This window comes from Bifidobacterium sp. JNUCC 75 (assembly GCF_054819865.1).
In genome coordinates, this window is sequence record NZ_JBTHIF010000001.1 from 2,023,936 (window position 1) to 2,038,904 (window position 14,969).

12 protein-coding genes, 1 other RNA gene and 2 pseudogenes are annotated in these 14,969 nt (G+C 60.8%); 11 read left to right on the forward strand and 4 right to left on the reverse strand.

Translation table 11 applies throughout. From position 1 onward, the window contains the following. The first annotated feature begins 217 nt into the window (after nt 1-217). From ACVWNW_RS08015 to ACVWNW_RS08035, 5 genes are all read left to right on the forward strand, one after another. Entirely contained in the window at nt 218-736 is a 519-nt protein-coding gene (locus ACVWNW_RS08015; RefSeq protein ID WP_110425112.1) for a helix-turn-helix domain-containing protein, read from the forward strand. A gap of 145 nt (nt 737-881) precedes the next feature. Next, nucleotides 882-1,115, forward strand: coding sequence for a DUF3046 domain-containing protein (locus ACVWNW_RS08020; protein ID WP_024627845.1), 234 nt, complete (start codon nt 882-884; stop codon nt 1,113-1,115). A gap of 228 nt (nt 1,116-1,343) precedes the next feature. After that, complete coding sequence (gene recA, locus ACVWNW_RS08025; RefSeq protein WP_046322775.1) at nt 1,344-2,498, forward strand: recombinase RecA; 1,155 nt, start codon at nt 1,344-1,346, stop codon at nt 2,496-2,498. A gap of 275 nt (nt 2,499-2,773) precedes the next feature. Then, on the forward strand, nt 2,774-3,070 hold the full coding sequence (locus ACVWNW_RS08030) for an intermembrane phospholipid transport YdbH family protein (protein WP_218054071.1): 297 nt from the start codon (nt 2,774-2,776) through the stop codon (nt 3,068-3,070). A 2-nt stretch (nt 3,071-3,072) separates the two neighbouring features. Beyond that, the gene (locus ACVWNW_RS08035) at nt 3,073-3,510 is read left to right on the forward strand and encodes a regulatory protein RecX (protein ID WP_454482137.1); all 438 of its coding nucleotides are present in this window, start codon (nt 3,073-3,075) and stop codon (nt 3,508-3,510) included. A gap of 36 nt (nt 3,511-3,546) precedes the next feature. Here the strand turns inward: ACVWNW_RS08035 and rnpB are convergent. Continuing rightward, nucleotides 3,547-3,924: RNase P RNA component class A (gene rnpB / locus ACVWNW_RS08040), an RNA gene on the reverse strand. 177 nt (nt 3,925-4,101) lie between these two features. On the opposite strand from rnpB, the gene hpf reads away from it, so the two are divergent. The 4 genes and pseudogenes from hpf (at nt 4,102) to trpD (ending at nt 9,287) form a co-directional block, all read left to right on the forward strand. Beyond that, on the forward strand, nt 4,102-4,776 hold the full coding sequence (hpf, locus tag ACVWNW_RS08045; RefSeq protein ID WP_454482139.1) for a ribosome hibernation-promoting factor, HPF/YfiA family: 675 nt from the start codon (nt 4,102-4,104) through the stop codon (nt 4,774-4,776). A gap of 225 nt (nt 4,777-5,001) precedes the next feature. After that, a pseudogene (gene secA / locus ACVWNW_RS08050) lies at nt 5,002-7,510 on the forward strand (preprotein translocase subunit SecA); the annotation flags it as partial. A gap of 251 nt (nt 7,511-7,761) precedes the next feature. Continuing rightward, a pseudogene (locus ACVWNW_RS08055) lies at nt 7,762-7,956 on the forward strand (SEC-C metal-binding domain-containing protein); the annotation flags it as partial. 230 nt (nt 7,957-8,186) lie between these two features. Then, on the forward strand, nt 8,187-9,287 hold the full coding sequence (gene trpD / locus ACVWNW_RS08060) for an anthranilate phosphoribosyltransferase (RefSeq protein ID WP_110425116.1): 1,101 nt from the start codon (nt 8,187-8,189) through the stop codon (nt 9,285-9,287). A 96-nt stretch (nt 9,288-9,383) separates the two neighbouring features. Here trpD and ACVWNW_RS08065 read toward each other — a convergent pair whose 3' ends face one another. After that, complete coding sequence (locus ACVWNW_RS08065) at nt 9,384-9,929, reverse strand: hypothetical protein (protein ID WP_454482141.1); 546 nt, start codon at nt 9,927-9,929, stop codon at nt 9,384-9,386. A 48-nt stretch (nt 9,930-9,977) separates the two neighbouring features. On the opposite strand from ACVWNW_RS08065, the gene ACVWNW_RS08070 reads away from it, so the two are divergent. After that, on the forward strand, nt 9,978-10,667 hold the full coding sequence (locus ACVWNW_RS08070; RefSeq protein ID WP_454482143.1) for a lysophospholipid acyltransferase family protein: 690 nt from the start codon (nt 9,978-9,980) through the stop codon (nt 10,665-10,667). 25 nt (nt 10,668-10,692) lie between these two features. On the opposite strand, the gene ACVWNW_RS08075 is transcribed toward ACVWNW_RS08070, so the two are convergent. After that, nucleotides 10,693-12,942 (reverse strand): protein kinase domain-containing protein, encoded by a 2,250-nt coding sequence (locus tag ACVWNW_RS08075; RefSeq protein ID WP_454482145.1) that lies wholly within the window; start codon nt 12,940-12,942, stop codon nt 10,693-10,695. Next, on the reverse strand, nt 12,935-14,170 hold the full coding sequence (locus tag ACVWNW_RS08080) for a polyprenyl synthetase family protein (protein ID WP_198207065.1): 1,236 nt from the start codon (nt 14,168-14,170) through the stop codon (nt 12,935-12,937). The genes ACVWNW_RS08075 and ACVWNW_RS08080 overlap by 8 nt, the downstream gene beginning before the upstream one ends. A gap of 191 nt (nt 14,171-14,361) precedes the next feature. On the opposite strand from ACVWNW_RS08080, the gene ACVWNW_RS08085 reads away from it, so the two are divergent. Next, nucleotides 14,362-14,967, forward strand: a complete 606-nt coding sequence (locus ACVWNW_RS08085) for a DUF4192 domain-containing protein (protein WP_454482149.1) — start codon at nt 14,362-14,364, stop codon at nt 14,965-14,967. Nucleotides 14,968-14,969: the final 2 nt, after the last annotated feature.

The window sequence follows — 14,969 nt, forward strand, 5'->3', positions numbered from 1 at the left end:
CCGATGCCGGGTCTTGCGCCTGCAGTATTTGCTGTAGCTGGCAGGCCTAGGGAAAGAGGCTAGCTGTATTGAGCCATCCCTCCTGGCTCTGGTCTTTCACATACGTGACGTTGGTCACAAAACGGGCCTTTCGGGTTCCTCCCCTGGAATAATCTATGGGCTCGTCTGTTGGTCATTGCGTAAGAAGTTGAACGCGATAATGGCGAAAGGGGCTGCTATGGCCAGCACCGAGACCGTGATGACTCGAACCAACAATACCTATGATGTCAAGCCAGCCGCACCCGGAGTGGAGCGCAATGCGCGGGTTCGTGATCTGACACCCGCCCAGCGTCGTGCCGTTGTCTTCGCCCAGCAGCAGGTGATTCGTGCCAAGGCCGCTAAGAAGGCCAAGGAGGAGCGCCAAGCCAACCTGAACAAGATGTGGATGGAGGAGGACGGCATGGAGGCCAGCCGTCAGCGGGCAGCCTCCGCCAACGACGGCCGTGCCGTCACCCACACCGTCTCTCTGCGCGAGGCCCTGGGCCACGTGCTGCGCGAGCTGAGAACTAATGATCACAAGACCTTGCGTGAGGTCAGCGAGAAGGCAGGCGTCTCTCTGGGCTACCTGTCCGAGGTGGAACGTGGTCAGAAGGAGGCCAGCTCTGAACTGTTGAGCTCCATCGCCGACGCGCTGGGCCTGGGTGTGCCTCAGACACTGCGGATGGTGGCGGACTATCTGGAGTCTACTCAGGAGTAAGCACGTCCGATCCGGCTGGTTGATCCGGCGGACCGTTCTTGAGGGCGTCCGGTTCTTATGAACCAGGCGCCCTCTTCTGCTGACTGTCGGTTGCTACCGTAGAAGGGGTGTGACAAGGTGGGCCTTGGACGAAAGGTGATGTCGGGTGCGTGAACGGGAATTCTGGCAACTGCTGGAGGAGGTCTTTGGCCGGGTCTACGGACGCAGTCTGGCCCGCGACCAAAGGCTGACCGCCTTGGATGCCATGACCGTTATAGAGGCCCTGGATGCAGGCGTGGAGCCGCGCGTAGTTTGGAACGTGCTCTGCGATCAGATGGAGATCCCAGACTCCCGCCGCTGGGGGAAGGACCACAATGCGCCGCCCTTGCCGGCAGCCTGATCAGCGGGTTTTATCCTCCGCGAATTTATTTCCTGCCCCAGGCGATTTTCGAACATTTGTTCGCATGGTCGGGTATACTGATACCCATGGTCCGGTGACCATCGGCACGTTCGACCACATCGGGCGCCGGGACTGCAGACGGGTTCCGACGACGGATAGGCTGTCAATCGTGAGGTTGTCAATCAGGATGTCGTCATCGTGAGGTCGGTTACGAAGAAGGAGAGCCATATGGCACGTCAGAGCAACAGTGGCAAGGCGAAGAAGGAAGAGGAGAGCGGGATCGACCCCCGTCGCCAGGCAGCCTTGAACACGGCCCTCGCGCAGGTGGAAAAGAGCTTCGGCAAGGGTTCGGCCATGCGCCTGGGTGATAAGCCTGCCCAGGACGTGGAGGTCATCCCCACCGGGTCCCTGGCTTTGGACATGGCCCTGGGCATCGGTGGACTGCCCCGCGGCCGCATCGTCGAGATTTACGGTCCTGAGTCCTCGGGCAAGACCACCCTGGCCCTGCATGCGGTGGCCAATGCGCAGGCTGGCGGTGGAGTGGCTGCCTTCATCGATGCCGAGCACGCTTTGGATCCCGAGTACGCCAAGAAGCTGGGTGTGGACACGGACTCTTTGATCGTCTCCCAGCCAGACAACGGCGAGCAGGCGCTGGAGATTGCCGACATGTTGATCCGTTCGGGCGCCTTGGACGTTATCGTCATTGACTCGGTAGCCGCCCTGGTGCCCAAGGCCGAGATTGAGGGCGACATGGGCGACAGCCATGTGGGTTTGCAGGCCAGGTTGATGAGCCAGGCCCTGCGCAAGATGACCGGTGCCCTGTCTCAGGCCAACACTACGGCCATTTTCATCAACCAGCTCAGGGAGAAGATCGGCGTCTTCTTCGGCAGCCCGGAGACTACCACTGGCGGCAAGGCCCTGAAGTTCTATGCCTCGGTCCGCCTGGACATCCGCCGTATCCAGACTCTGAAGAACGGCGACGAGGCGGTGGGCAACCGCACCAAGGTCAAGGTGGTCAAGAACAAGATGGCTCCGCCTTTCAAGGTGGCCGAATTCGACATCCTCTACGGAGAGGGCATCTCCAAGGAGGGTTCGGTTCTGGATATGGCCTTGCAGACCAATATTGTCAAGAAGTCGGGGTCCTGGTTCACTTATGAGGGCGATCAGCTTGGTCAGGGCAGGGAGAACGTCCGTCAGTTCCTCAAGGACAACCCTGGCTTGACTAAGGAGATTGAGGATAAGGTCAAGGTTGCCTTCGGCCTTATCCCTGCTCCCTCCGAGGATAACAACGACGATCAGGCTGATGCCGACCAAGGCAGCAAGGAAGACGACTCAGCTCCTGTCGACGTCAACGGCACTGTGCCTACTGCCCAGGCTGCATGACCCGATGATCTCGGCTGAGGACTTCCTCAAGGAAAATCCTGTCCGACTGGTTCAGGCCGAGGATTCTGCCGACTCCAGCACAGAGCCGCGGGATTCTCGACCGGACCGGTTCCAAGCAGACTCCGCAGGTGCGCCTGGCTCGACAGGTTCAGTAGGTGTGGCGGGTATGGGAACAGTCCCAGATTTCGCTACTGATTCGCGGTCTGACTCAGGCTTTCCGCATACCGTAAATTCCCCGCCCACTGCGGATGTTCGCCTCGTTGCTAGCCAGAAGAATGACAGCTACAAGGAAGACAGCAGCCCAGTGCAAGCCGCTGCCCTGGGGCTGGAGCATGGCGCTCGATTTGGAGGGAGTCTGGAAGATATTGACAGTGCTGCCAATACTGATATGTCTGACGAATCACTGGCAGGTCACCATCCTTCCCAGGGGCACCGTTCTTCCCGGGGTTTTGACAGAAAGGCCCGCCGTCGTGGCCGTCACCCACGTGCTGGCGGCTTTGGCGGAGGTTCTGCGCCTGCAGTCCCACGAGCAGATGCGGATGACGCAGATGTTTGCAGGGAGGCTGCCCTGACTTTGCTGGATGCGGCGGCCCGTTCAAGCGGAGCCCTGGCCCGTCGTCTGGCCGACAAGGGGTTCGACACGAACGTGATCAATCAGGTGATCGACCGGTTGACCAGACTGGGTCTTGTGAATGACCGGGCCTATGCCCAGGATCTTCTGCGTTCCTGCCTGCATCGAACACTGGGGGAGCGGGGCGTGCTCTCGGAGATGACCCGCAAGGGTCTGGATTCAGGACTGGCTGCGCAGGTGGTGGCCCAGGCCTCTCGTGAGGGACTCTTCGTCGACTCAGCCTATGAGCTCGGTCGCAAGGTGGCCCGCAAGACAGCCGGACTCGATCTCAAGGTACGCAAACGGCGATTCTGGAGTGCTGGATCCCGCAAGGGCCACAGTCCCGACCTCCTCAACCAGGTCGCAGCAGACCTTTTCGCTTCTGACGACCCTCTTGATTGAGCTGATTGCTGCCAAAGCACCACACAGTAGAAGAGAAGATGAGACCTCTCATATACCCCGGGTTCTGTCATCGACCGGATAGAAATCCGGACGACGGATGGCCATCCATCTCGACCTGACGTTGCCGCCAGGCTCTAGCGGCCTACCCGAAGGCGGGACGAGCAACCCCTGAATGCCTTCTGCTTGGCCTTGCTCCCGATGAGGCTTGCCATGCGGTCGGCGTTACCGTCGACCCGGTGGTCTCTTACACCGCCGTTTCACCCTTACCCGTCTTTACTGGACGAGCGGTCTGTTCTCTGTTGCGCTATCTCTCAGGTCGCCCTGGGCGGACGTTATCCGCCATCGTGCTCTATGGAGCCCGGAAGTTCCTCAACCCTTCCCAAGAGGAGGGGCCGCGGCCATCCGAGAGGTCTCGGGGATACAGCATAGCGGAACTGAACGACCGTACCAGTGGTGATGATTCCGCTGTGGCCTCAAGCTCAATCAGTGAGTCAGCCTTGCTCTTCGGATACAATCGGAAGCACAGTCGATGGTGACTAAGTCCGCCATCGCACCAGCGGTTCGTCCGCTCACGAGTGCAAGGAGATTCCCATGGAGATCGTCATTACCGGTCGACATACCCAAATCAAGCAACGGTTCCGCGATGTTGTGGACAGCAAGATGAACAGGGTGACGGCCATCGCCCCCGATGCCCAGCGCATCCAGGTCGTTCTGACACATGAAGGCAATCCCCGCCAGGCTGACAGCGCCAAGAGGGTGGAGCTCACTGTCCAGGCCGGCAAGACCGTGATTCGCGCCGAGGCCTCCAGCGCCGACGAGTTCAGCGCGCTGGACATGGCTTTGGACAAACTGACCCAGCGTCTGCGGCGAGTCCGCGACCGCCGCAAGGACCACCGCCGTGGACTGGAGCATCCGCCCCTGCCCGTCGATCTGCCCGTGGATGACCAGGCAGGCGATCAGGGAGAGCAGGGCCAGGAGTCCAATCCCGACAACAGCGCCCAGAGCGCCGTGGCCTCGGACCTGGCGCCGGGCCAGTCGGTCGAAGTGCAGGTGGGGGACACCCCTATCGTCATTCGCCGCAAGCTGCACATCGCAGAGCCCATGAGTATCGACGAGGCCCTATACGAGATGGAGCTGATCGGCCACGACTTCTTCCTCTTCGTCAACAAGGAAACTAAGCGGCCATCGGTGGTCTACCGTCGGCACGGATGGAGCTACGGCGTCTTCGAGATCGATACGCCTGAGCATGTAGGCCGGAAGCGGTAATCGAAGAACGGATATTGAACTGTGGGGCGATTCCCCGGCGGCAGGTTGTCTGACCTCCGGAGAATGGCCCTTCTTCAATGCCCGGTCCGGCTGCCAAGGCCACAGCTGGGTTTGTGGAACAATCGGTTTCGAGAAAATCGGTGCATTCGCGTAAGATAATCAAGGTCTGGGCCTACGCCAGCTGAGGGCGTGTGAAGGCCATAAAGAAACGGTAGGGAGCGCAACGTGGTAGCAGTCTTGGACAAGGTCCTCCGTATGGGCGAGGGTCGTCAGATTCGCAAGCTTCAGGGGGTGGCCAAGGCGACGAACGCCTTCGAGGATCAGATCTCGGCCATGAGTGATGAGGAGCTCAAGGCGCAGACGCCTAAGTTCAAGCAGCGATTGGAAAACGGCGAATCCCTCGATTCCCTAATGCCCGAAGCCTTCGCCACAGTACGCGAGGTTTCCAAGCGCACCCTGGGCCAGCGGCATTTCGATGTCCAGCTGATGGGTGGAGCGGCCCTGCACTGGGGCAACATAGCCGAGATGAAGACCGGAGAAGGCAAGACCTTGGTGGCTACCTTGCCCAGTTATCTGAATGCCCTGGAGGGTAAGGGCGTGCATGTGGTTACGGTCAACGACTACCTGGCCTCCTACCAGAGCGAGCTTATGGGGCGCATCTTCCGCTTCCTGGGCATGAGCGTGGGCTGCATCATCACCGACCAGCGCCCCGCCGAGCGCCGCAAGCAATACCAAGCGGATATCACCTACGGCACCAACAACGAATTCGGCTTCGACTACCTGCGCGACAACATGGCCTGGGACAAGGACGAGCTGGTTCAGCGCGGACACCACTTCGCCATCGTGGACGAGGTGGACTCCATCCTGATCGACGAGGCACGAACTCCTCTGATTATTTCCGGCCCGGCCGAAGGCGACGTGACCCGATGGTATCGGCAGTTCGCCAAGCTGGTCCCCAAGCTCACCAGGGATGAGGACTACGAGGTCGACGAGAAGAAGAAAGTCGTCGGCATCCTGGATCCCGGCATCACCAAGGTGGAGGACTACCTGGGCATCGACAACCTCTACGAGCCCGCTAACACCGCCCTGATCGGGTACCTGAACAACGCCATCAAGGCCAAGGAGCTCTTTCTGCGCGATCGCGACTATGTCGTCCAGAACGGAGAAGTCCTGATCGTGGACGAGCACACCGGCCGTTTGCTCAAGGGACGTCGCTACAACGAGGGTCTCCACCAGGCCATCGAGGCCAAGGAGGGTGTGGAGGTCAAGGCCGAGAACCAGACCTTCGCCACCATCACCCTGCAGAACTACTTCCGTATGTACGACAAGCTGGCGGGCATGACCGGCACGGCAGAGACCGAGGCCGCCGAGTTCATGAATACCTACAAGCTGGGTGTGCTGCCCATTCCCACCAACAAGCCCATGATCCGCAAGGATCAGGACGATCTGATCTATCGCTCCAAGAAGGAGAAGCTGGCCGCCATCGTCCGCGATGTTGCCAAACGGCATGCAAAGGGCCAGCCGATTCTGCTGGGCACCGCATCCGTGGAGTCCTCCGAGGTGGTCTCCTCCCTGCTGGACGTGGCCGGCATCGACCATCAGGTCCTCAACGCCAAGCAGCATGCGCGTGAGGCTGCGGTTGTGGCAGTCGCAGGGCGCAAGGGGGCCGTGACCGTGGCCACCAACATGGCTGGACGCGGCACCGATATCATGTTGGGCGGCAATGTGGAGTTCCTTGCCGATCAGAAGCTCAAGGAGCAGGGCTACTCGCCAGACGACACACCAGAGGAGTATGAGAAGCGCTGGCCCAAGATGCTGGACTCCGTTAAGGAGCAGGTCAAGGACGAGCATGAGGAGGTCGTCAAGCTGGGCGGCCTCTATGTGCTGGGCACCGAGCGGCACGAGTCCCGCCGAATCGACAACCAGCTGCGCGGCCGTTCCGGCCGTCAAGGCGACCCCGGTGAGTCCAGGTTCTATCTGAGCTTGGAGGATGACCTGATGCGCCTGTTCAACACCCAGCTGGTGGCCCGAATGATGTCCTCCAAGAGTCTGCCCGAAGGTCAACCCATTGGCACCAAAAGTGTCTCCAAAGGTGTGCGCAATGCACAGAAGTCCGTTGAATCCCGCAACTACGAGATTCGCAAGAACGTGCTCAAGTACGACGACGTGATGAACAAGCAACGTCAGGTCATCTATGGCGAGCGTCAGGCCGTGCTCAAGGGTGAGGACATTCATGAGGACATCCTCCGCTTCATCCGAGAGACCGTGACCTCATACATCCGCGGGGCTCAGAACGGTTCGGACAAGCCAAAGGACTGGGATGCCGACGGGCTCTGGAAGGCGCTGGCCTCCGTGTATCCGATCAGTCTTGATCAGGATGAGACCATGGACTCCTTGGAGGATCTAAAGGGAGACAAAGCAGTTAAAGCCTTGGCCGACAAGGTCGTGGAGGATGCCGATTCCATCTACCAGGAGCGTGAGGATGAGCTGGGCGAGAAGGGCTCCAGGCAGCTGGAGCGCCAGGTGGTCCTCTCCGTCCTGGACAGCAAGTGGCGTGAGCATCTCTACGAGATGGACTACTTGAAGGACGGCATCGGCCTGCGCGGCATGGGTCAGCGTGACCCTCTGGTCGAGTACCAGCGTGAGGGCTACCAGATGTACAACTCCATGATCGATGCCATTAAGGAGCAGACTGTACAGCTGCTCTTCAACGTGGACCTCAAGCAGATCGCGGCCAGCCAGGAGAACGAGCGGCGGGCCCGCGAGGAGCGCAAGGAGAATGAGGAGGGCCAGTCCGAGCCGGTCAACTATCAGGCGCCTGAAGAGCCTGATGCCGAGGACGAGACCACTGACATCGACGAGACAGTCGAGGAGCGTGACGAAGGAGCTCCTGCTGGCAGCGTCCAGGAGGATTCGGAAGAGGATTCCGATAAAGACTCTTCCGAGGATATCGCTGAAGCGAGCGAGACTGATGACGCTAGCGCTCCGGCTCCGGTCGGACCTGCGCCCATCAGTCATGCCGAGGGCAAAGTTCCTGCCAATAAGAGACCTAAGGCCGTAGAAGATCACTCGCCCTGGGCCGATGGCCGTACCTTCCCAGGCACGCCTCGAAACGCTCCTTGCCCCTGCGGGTCTGGACGCAAGTACAAGATGTGCCATGGCCAGAACGAGAAGAAATGACACTTATGCATAATCTGCAGCGGACTGCCTAGGCAGGGTTACTGATCTACTTGACGGCCATCGCTCATTAGGGCGGTGGCCGTTTCCATATATTGGATTAGGTGCTTCCATATATTGGTAGACAAGTGACCGAAATGTGGGATGTCCTTGTGTCAGGGAGGGGCAGGGCAGTAAACCTAGAGCAAACAGCGGGGCATCCAGCCCCGCTTCTTCGAAGGAAAAGAGTCATCATGCGGCCACTTAGCTGGAAATCCGTCCTGAACTCCTTGGTGTCCGGTCGACACCTGAGCGCGGATGAGGCCGAGTGGTGCATGAACGACCTGATGGACGGAAATGCCGACCCGGTGCAGGTGGGGGCCGCCCTGTCCATGCAGTCCACTCTGGGTCTGACCAGTCCGGAGGTCGAAGGGGCTGCCAAGGCCATGGTGGGTCATGCGGTGCCGCTGAAGGTCAGTGGCGACGTGACCGACATCGTCGGTACTGGCGGCGACGGGGCTGCAACAGTCAACCTGTCGACCATGGGCGCCATCGTGGCTGCAGCAGCAGGAGTCAGGATCGTCAAGCACGGCAACAGGGCCGCATCCAGCAAGAGCGGCACCGCCGACTGTCTGGAACAGCTGGGTCTTCCCTTGGATCTGCCGCCCAAGGAGGTGGCCGCCATGGCTGACCGTTACGGCATCACCTTCGTCTTTGCCAAGACCTTCCACCCTGCCATGCGCTTTGCAGGACCTGTCCGCTCGTCGCTGGGCATTCCGACCGTCTTCAACCTGCTGGGACCCTTGACCAACCCGGTTAACCCGCGCTATGTGGCCATTGGATGCGCCCAGCGTCAGTTGAGCCCCATGATGGCCCAGGTTTACGCCTCACGCGGTCAGGAGGGCATGGTCTACACCTCGGTCGAAGGCCTTGACGAGATGGCCCCGACCGGCCCGGTTTCCATTTGGGAGATCCACCAGGGCAAGGTGGAGGAGCGGTCCTTCGACCCGACTCGTGAGCTAGGTATTGATCCGGTCGATCTGGATGACCTACGCGGCGGCGATCCAGCTTTCAATGCCAGTGTCGTCAGGGATTTCCTGGCTGGAAAGTCGATTCCCTCCCGTTCAACAGCCCTGCTCAATGCAGCGTCGGCCATCGTAGCTGACGGCACACAGATCGAAGCTGATCCCGAAGCCGATCTGAGTGTCCGGTTTGCTCAGGCCTACCAACTGGCTACGGAGGTTGTGGACCAGGGCAGGGCCGCCGACCTGCTAGCCGCCTGGATTCACGGAGCCCAGGAGGCGCAGACCCGCTGCCAGCAAGAGGAACGGGCACGTCGCCCGATATTGGTGTAGGTTCACGGCTACCACAACTGTTCGGGCCTCGCTGGCAGAAGCATCAGCCAGCGAGGCCCGAACGTATTGGCGGTTTATATATGGCGGATCACAGCTTCATCGCCGGTAGTGTCGTTCGTCATCATCGAAGAGGCCGCTTGAGGCATCGCGGAAGTTCTTCCGGTCAATGATCAATCCTGCGATGCCTATCAGCAGAAGCAAGCCCGCCAGCAGGCCGGTCAAGCCGGACCAGCGGGGGATCAGGATGGTCAGGAAGAAGCAGACCAGGCCCAGCACCGTCATGATGATGAAGGCCATCCGCCTTTTGCCAAGGTCGCTCAGGTCAGGGTTAGGCGGCACAAAGTTCGACGACTGGTCCATGACCTCGTCGGTGTCCAGCCAGCTCCTGCCTTGGAAATCGCGTGGCCCGGAGCCGCCGACGAAGGAATCGCGCTTCAAGTCCTCGGCCCTCAGCGCCGCCTTCTTCTCGGACTTCCGAGCTTTCTTTTCGAATTCCTTGGCCGTCTTGGACGATTCCAGGGAATCTAGTTCGTCAGCGTGCGAGTTCAGGAAGTCCATCCACTCATCGTTCCCCTGTGAGGACCCGGTTCCCGCCTCGCTGTTATACTGATTCCCGGCGTCGTTATGCTTGTGCTCGGTCATAGAACCATCGTAACCTCGGCCGCACGCATTCGCTACCAAGGAGTCTCTGTGCTGTACTGGTTCTTCGTCAAATTGCTCGGTCCGTTGGCGCGTACCTGGTTCAAACCGTCCGTTGAAGGCACGGGGAACATTCCCAAGCATGGGGCTGCCATCATCGCTTCCAATCATCTGGCCGTCATCGACGATGCCCTCCTACCCATCACCTGCCCGCGGATGATCCACTTCATGGGCAAGGCCGAGTACTTCAACGGCAAGGGAATAAAGGGCAAGTTCAAGAAGTGGTGGTTCAGCTCGGTCGGAGTCTTCCCCGTCGACAGGTCGGGCGGCTCCAAGTCACTGGGAGCCATGGAAACCGCACGTTCCATCCTGGAACACGGACATATCTTCGGCATCCATCCAGAGGGTACGCGAAGCCCTGACGGCAGGCTCTACCGCGGGCACACCGGGGCGGCGCGGCTTGCCTTCGAGACTGGAACGACAGTGGTGCCCACCGCTATCATTGGTACTCGGCAGCTTCAGGAACCCGGCCATGTGCTTCCACACCGCGGCAAGACCAAGGTCATCTTCGGCAAGCCCATTACTGTGCCCTACGTGCCTGTCAACAGCCTCACCCACGAGGAGATCCGCAACCTGACCGACAGGATCATGCAGGAGATCGAGGAGATGAGCGGGCAGCGCTACGTGGATGTGTATGCTCAGGTCATCAAGGCGCATGAGAGCAAAGAAGAACTGGGCTGACGACGGACTGCAGGGAATAGCGTAGTCAGACCACAGTCAGAGTCACGACGGCTGGTGAGCCGTCATCATTGACCACCTTGACTCGGGTGCCGGGGTTGGGATCCTGAATTCGCACCGTATGGGTCAGGTTGCCCAGCGGTGCGGAGATGTTGACTTTGAGTCCGTATTTCTGCAGGATCTGGGTGGCCTCGTCCTGGCTCTTGCCCTTCACGTCGGGCATGGTGATGGACTGCGGCCCCTTGGAGATCACTACGTTGACCGCATCGCCCCAGTGAAGCTGTTCCTGGGCCTGGTGGGAGGCGGAAATCACCTGGTTGCGGGGTACCGTGTCTGACCAGTCCTCGCTGTAGTTGACCTTGAGCCGAAGGGCTTCCAGGGCCGCCTTGGCATCGTCCCTGGCCTTGCCGATGATGTCGGGCATGGCCACGGGCATCCGACCCTTGGACAGGACCAGGCTGACCTTGGTATCGTGCCGGGTCTTGGTCCCTGGGGCCGGCTCCACTGAAATCGCCGCTCCTTCGGGTATATCCATGGAGTACTGGTCCTTGGATGAGTCATGGACGATCTTGTCGAACCCAGCCGCTTTCAGGGCTTGGACGGGGTCCTTGCCGTTGGAGGTGTCTGGCATCAGGATGTCCTTGGGCACTGTAGCCTGGCGAACCCCTTTGGAGACGGTCAGGTTGAGGCGACCGCCACGTTTGCTGATATGGGCCCCGACCGCATCGGGATCCGCAGCCATGATGGTCCCTTTGGGCACTTGATCGCTGAAGTCATAGTCGGTATAGACCTTAATGCCTGCGACCTTAAGCGTGCGGGTATACTTGGCGTAGTCGGCGCCAATAACCTTGCAGTCCTGATTCTCGGAGCAGGAGATGTCATCCGGTTTGGGCAGTGCGTAATAACTGCCCGGACCCAGGTAATACCACCAGGCGCCTCCGCCGCCTCCGGCCAGGGCCAGCACCAGCAGAATCACCAGCACGATGATCAAGCCCCGATGCCGGTGCTTGGGTTTCGCTGCTTCAGCGCCTTGCTGCATGGTCTGGACAGAAGCCGGGACAGCCGCCACATCGGCGGGGGAAGTCGTCGGGTCCTGAGGCTGTAGAACGGTTGTAGTTTCGGCCTGGGAGGGAGTGTCCACGTCGTTGAGCCGATAGCGTCTGGTCGCTGCGTCCGCATCGGTTTCGGGCGGGGCGGGCACAGCCAGGACCGTGTCTGAACCCTCCGGGTCGGTTACTGCAGCAATGGTATGTGTGGCTGCATCTTCGGCATCGTCACTGGGTGCCGTAGCTCTTTGAGTTAGCGATTCGGGCATCTCAGGGTCGTGTCCAGGGGTCCCGGCGATGGTGAGTTCGGGCTCTCCGCTTGCTGCGTCTGCTGCGGCCGCTGTGGCTGTTGCAGGCAACATGTAGTCCATGGCTTGCCGGTCTAGTCCCCTGACCACCTTTCTCAGGCTCTCCAGGGCCTTGCCTGCGTTGTCTGGGCGATTTTCGGGGGAGCGGTCGGTCAGTCCGGAGACGAGGGCGGCTACGGATGGGTCGATTCCCGGGCAGACCCTGGCCAGGGAGGGGACATCCTCGTGGACGTGCTTGAAGACGATGGTTACCGGATTGTCACTGGCGAAGGGGACCGTGCCGGTCAACATCTCGTAGGCGATGATGCCCACGGCGTAGAGGTCGCTCTGGGGTGAGGCCTCATTGTTCTCAATGGTTTCAGGGGCCAGGTAGGCGGCCGTGCCCATGAGCATGCCTGTCGAGGACAGAGTGGCTTGAGCGGCGGCGCGGGCCAGGCCGAAGTCGGTTATCTCCACATGGCCGCGGTCGTTGATGAGGATGTTTTCCGGCTTGATGTCGCGATGGATGACGCCGGCTCGGTGGGCGGAGGCCAGGCCGTCCAGGATTTCGCCCACGATGCGCAGGGTCTCCTTCAGGGGATAGACGCCCTGACGGGCCATGTCCCTCCGCAGGCTTATTCCGTGGACATACTCCATGACCAGGTAGTCCAGCCCCTGGTCGACGCCGGTATCGTAAACCTGGACAATGTGGGGGTTGGCGATGGCGGCCGCAGACCTGGCCTCCCGGCGGAAACGCTCCTCGAACTGGGCCCTGTGCGGCCCCTGGGCCAGCATGGTATGCATGATCTTGACCGCCACATGCCTGGACAGCCGCAGATCCAGAGCCTCGTAGACCGTGGCCATGCCACCTTGTGCAATCTCGCGCAGAATGCGGTAGCGCCCGTCTATGATCCGGTCGCTTGTCCTCTCGTCCGCTTCACTCATGCTCGTCTTGTCCGGCCCTCTGCACCTCGGAGGCCTGACCGGCCTCGGCATCAATGGAAGATACACGTTCATGATACCCGGCGGTGGTGGCAAGCGGCAGGAAGCGTCGGCAGGCCTTCAGGAAGATGGTTCGGCCCCTGGCAGACAGGTGCAGGTCGTCGGCCAGGGCCTGGGCTCGGGCCTGGGCTCGGACGGACAGGTCGGCTATGCGTCGACGACTGGCCTCTACGGCCCCGCAGGACTGCATCAGGTCACGGACCATATTCACCTGGGCATCCTTGCGGCGTTGGGAGGGGGAATCGTAGAGACGGCGAACCTCCTTGGCCTGGTCAGGATTGGCCATGGCCAAAGTGTCGGCCAGGAGGACGGTCCGCTTGCCCTCGCGAATATCGCCTCCCACGGGTTTGCCGGTGTGGCGGTCGTCGCCTGCCACATCCAGCAGATCGTCCGACAGTTGGAAGGCCAGTCCCAGATCCAGGCCTAGGGCGTGCACTGACACTTTATGCTCTTCCAGGTCCGTTCCGGCAGCTAGCAACCCCAGAGCCAGGGGGGCCATGGTGGTGTAGGAGGCGGTCTTCCATGCCATGGTGTGCATGGCCTGGCTGCGCAGACGTTCCGGATCGTCCAAGGAAGCCTCTTCCATCCCCATGTCCAGGACTTGTCCGGTGACCACAGCTGTCTGTATAGCTTGGAAGACCCTGCCGATGGCCGGCCCCTGAGGCAGGTCGGCAGCCGCCTGGAGGGCCAGGGCCGTGCTCAGCGATGCCAGCAGGTCGCCAAGGAGGATGCCCAAGCCAGTGCCGCGAGCATCAGGTCGGGCGGGGGCCCGGTCGTTTGGATTGTTTTCGGCAACCGGCCGGCTCAGAGCCAGATGCGCGGCAGGGCGGCCCCGGCGACGGGGAGAGCCATCAATGATGTCGTCGTGGACTAGGGCGCTAGTCTGGTAGACCTCCAGGGCACAGGCAAGGTCCACTACCGCCTGTTCACGGTCTGGATTCTGCTCGGATTCCAGAGCCCTCCAGACGTCGCAGAGCAGCAGGGCACGCAGCCGTTTGCCGCCTCGGCCAGCTTCGATTGCCTGGAGAATAACCGCCTGCAAAGCCTCCTGGGAGGGGTCCTCATCTAGGGGATGGTCCGGTCCGGGCCCTGTAGCAGTCAGGTAGTCGAAATGGCGCTGGAGCAGTTCCTCCATACGCTGTTCGACCCGTGCTGCTGTCACGCTCTTCATGCCTTAGAGCCTATCTGCATATCTGCCCAGCGGGTGGGCTGCACGGCCCATGGCTGCAAGGAACATGGTGGATGGATGACCCCACTTGACCACATGATCGGCTGTGGCCTTCCCAACGGTTCCAACTGGTTCAGGATGGTGCCAAGGCTCCCCGGACCACAGACCGGGAGCGGATGGGAGGCGATGACTGTATGAATGACATGCACGAAGACGGCATGACAAAACTTGTTGAGAACTATCGAGAGGGCCGACGACGATGGGGTGTGGAAGATGCTGACAGGCGATGGCTCCGGCAACCCTTGACGGACTGGACTGCCGGCTTGAAAGGGCAGCAGCCGTACCCGCCTTTGGACTCCGATACAGCTGACCGTCTGGCTGTGGCCATCAAGGAGACCCTGGCCATACGCGACGGGCTTATTCTGTCCATCCTGGCACCTGAGCCTGGTCTGCACAGGGATCGGTTGCTGGACCTGTGTGTTCGTCCCAACGATCCATCCAACGTCACGGCGCTCTGCAGCATTCTGGATGCGGTCTTCAAGGATCCTGCGACACGGCCGGACCAACCACGTTGTCAGGCTGGACTGGCCATGCTTGAGGCTATGGCGGATAAGGTTCCGCCGGGGTTCCGGTCCCAGCCCTTGGCGGTCGCGGCCTATGTCGACTGGTGGAGTGGGGGATCCCTGGCGTCCGGTCTTGCTGAGGGAGCCCTGGACGACGACCGCTCATGCAGCTTGGCCGCCATCGTTCTAGCACTGATCGGCCGCAGTATCGACCCAGCTTGGAGGCAATCGGGCTGAAT

What these genes read in the sequence shown, in the direction of transcription:
- ACVWNW_RS08015 (WP_110425112.1), top strand. Translation starts at nt 218, where the DNA reads ATGGCCAGCACCGAGACCGTGATGACTCGAACCAACAATACCTATGAT.
- recA (WP_046322775.1), top strand. Translation starts at nt 1,344, where the DNA reads ATGGCACGTCAGAGCAACAGTGGCAAGGCGAAGAAGGAAGAGGAGAGC.
- ACVWNW_RS08030 (WP_218054071.1), top strand. Translation starts at nt 2,774, where the DNA reads ATGACAGCTACAAGGAAGACAGCAGCCCAGTGCAAGCCGCTGCCCTGG.
- hpf (WP_454482139.1), top strand. Translation starts at nt 4,102, where the DNA reads ATGGAGATCGTCATTACCGGTCGACATACCCAAATCAAGCAACGGTTC.
- trpD (WP_110425116.1), top strand. Translation starts at nt 8,187, where the DNA reads ATGCGGCCACTTAGCTGGAAATCCGTCCTGAACTCCTTGGTGTCCGGT.
- ACVWNW_RS08065 (WP_454482141.1), bottom strand. Translation starts at nt 9,929, where the DNA reads ATGACCGAGCACAAGCATAACGACGCCGGGAATCAGTATAACAGCGAG.
- ACVWNW_RS08075 (WP_454482145.1), bottom strand. Translation starts at nt 12,942, where the DNA reads ATGAGTGAAGCGGACGAGAGGACAAGCGACCGGATCATAGACGGGCGC.
- ACVWNW_RS08080 (WP_198207065.1), bottom strand. Translation starts at nt 14,170, where the DNA reads ATGAAGAGCGTGACAGCAGCACGGGTCGAACAGCGTATGGAGGAACTG.
- ACVWNW_RS08085 (WP_454482149.1), top strand. Translation starts at nt 14,362, where the DNA reads ATGAATGACATGCACGAAGACGGCATGACAAAACTTGTTGAGAACTAT.